This window comes from Methanobrevibacter sp. (assembly GCF_045577275.1).
Classification (GTDB): domain Archaea; phylum Methanobacteriota; class Methanobacteria; order Methanobacteriales; family Methanobacteriaceae; genus Methanobrevibacter.
The window spans coordinates 1-1,779 of sequence record NZ_JAZNIB010000179.1; the positions used below are offsets into that span (position 1 = coordinate 1).

The window sequence follows — 1,779 nt, forward strand, 5'->3', positions numbered from 1 at the left end:
GCAAAGGAACATGATGCTGACATTTCAGTTGGAAAGGCTAATTTCATTGTTGGAAATTGGCAACAGGAAATGAGGGATTTCGAAAGGACAGTGTGGAATGAGGAGAAGGTGTTCAAGACCGAAGACTATACAAAAATATTTTGTGAAGCATTCTACTGGAACAAGATAATGAGGAAGGAATTCCTTATGGACAACGACACATATCTGCCTGTTGAAACCAAGGTATATGCTGACAGGAAATTTGTCCACGAAGCGTTTTGCCTTGCAAATAAGATAGCCATGATTCCAGATTGCGTTTACCTATGGAGAAGGGTCACTGAGACAGATCAGGAATCCTTAAGCATGAGAAGGAAGGAAGCATGGAACTATATCGATAGAATAGATTCATATGAGAAGAATCTTGATTTCTACACCGGCTTTTATAAGAATTACTTCAAAAGACTTATGAGAAGGGTCATCTACCCGATTGAAGGAATCATAGACAATGAAGAGTTTGAAAAGGTCTATTTTGAAAGGGGAGCTTCACTTTTGAAAAGGGAATGCCCTAAGGTGGATGATTTGTATGAAAATGACATGACCACACTTGAAAATATCTACCTATACCTAAGCCTCAATGACTGCAGGGATGAGATAAAGGAACTCATAATCAATAACGAGGATTATAGGGATTTGGTTGACATAGATGAAAAGACATATTGGAACATTCCCCTCTTTAGAAATGAGGAATTAGGCATTCCAGATGAGATATTCGAAGTCAAGTCATTGATATCAAACTTCATTGACATTGAGGAGTTGAGCACTGACAGGGATTATATTAGATTCAAAAATGTCAGATTGCCTAAATATCTTGATGTTGAAAGTGCAGAAATCTTCTTAATGGAAAGGATAGGCACTGATGAAGTCTTGGAAGAGAATTTCAAATCCTATGAATTGGTGGAATCCGACGAAAGGAATGTGTTCAACCTGAATATACCAATAGCTGACTTGAACCTTTTCCAAATACATGATGTGTACCTTCAGGCAAACTATAAATCCAAAAGCCCAAATAAGGTCAGGATCAGGGAAAAGTGCATAGGTGCAATAGAAAACAACAATGACAAAATAGAGATTTATTCAACCAAAAAGAGAAGCAACATTGCCATTTCAACCAATTATTACGACAAATTCAAATTTGAATTGATTTCAGATGAAGTGGGAATGACCATGATAAACAAATCTGAAGGAAAGATCAAAAGGGAACTGCCTATATTCATTAAAGATTTGAAAACAGGTGGATTCATAAAATTCCTTTTCTATAAAGACCTGTTTGAAGATAATATAAAATGGACAGAATTGGATGAGAAAGGAAATTATGGATTTTATCTAAGTGCCTTAAGAAATGGAATAATAAAAATGGGAGCTCCTATGAAAAAATCCGATCTGATAGATTTCAAGGATATGAAAATGGACAATATAAGACTCTATGAAGATAAAGAAGGAAATATAAGATTAGATATTCTATAAAAATAATACTCTATGAAGATAAAAAGGAAATATAAAATTAGATATTCTATAAAAAAATCGAAACCATAGTGAAAAACAGATAAATACTGAGAATAAGCTATCCTTGAGATAGAAAAGAATTGATCTTGTGAAATAAAAAAAATAAAAAAAGAAAGGGAAATAAATTATTGCTTATTTTTTAGCAACATTAGGTTTTTTACCACCTTTATTTCCTTTAAACTTGTTTTTAGATTGTTTGAATTTACCACCAGCGATGAATGCAGCACCACCAGATTT

Annotated in this window: 1 protein-coding gene; it reads left to right on the forward strand. The window is 33.9% G+C overall.

Going from position 1 to position 1,779, the window contains the following annotated elements; translation table 11 throughout:
• The coding region (locus ACKI67_RS05385) for a hypothetical protein (RefSeq protein WP_407462401.1) at nt 1-1,503 on the forward strand (1,503 nt) is incomplete at its 5' end.
• Nucleotides 1,504-1,779 lie beyond the last annotated feature (276 nt).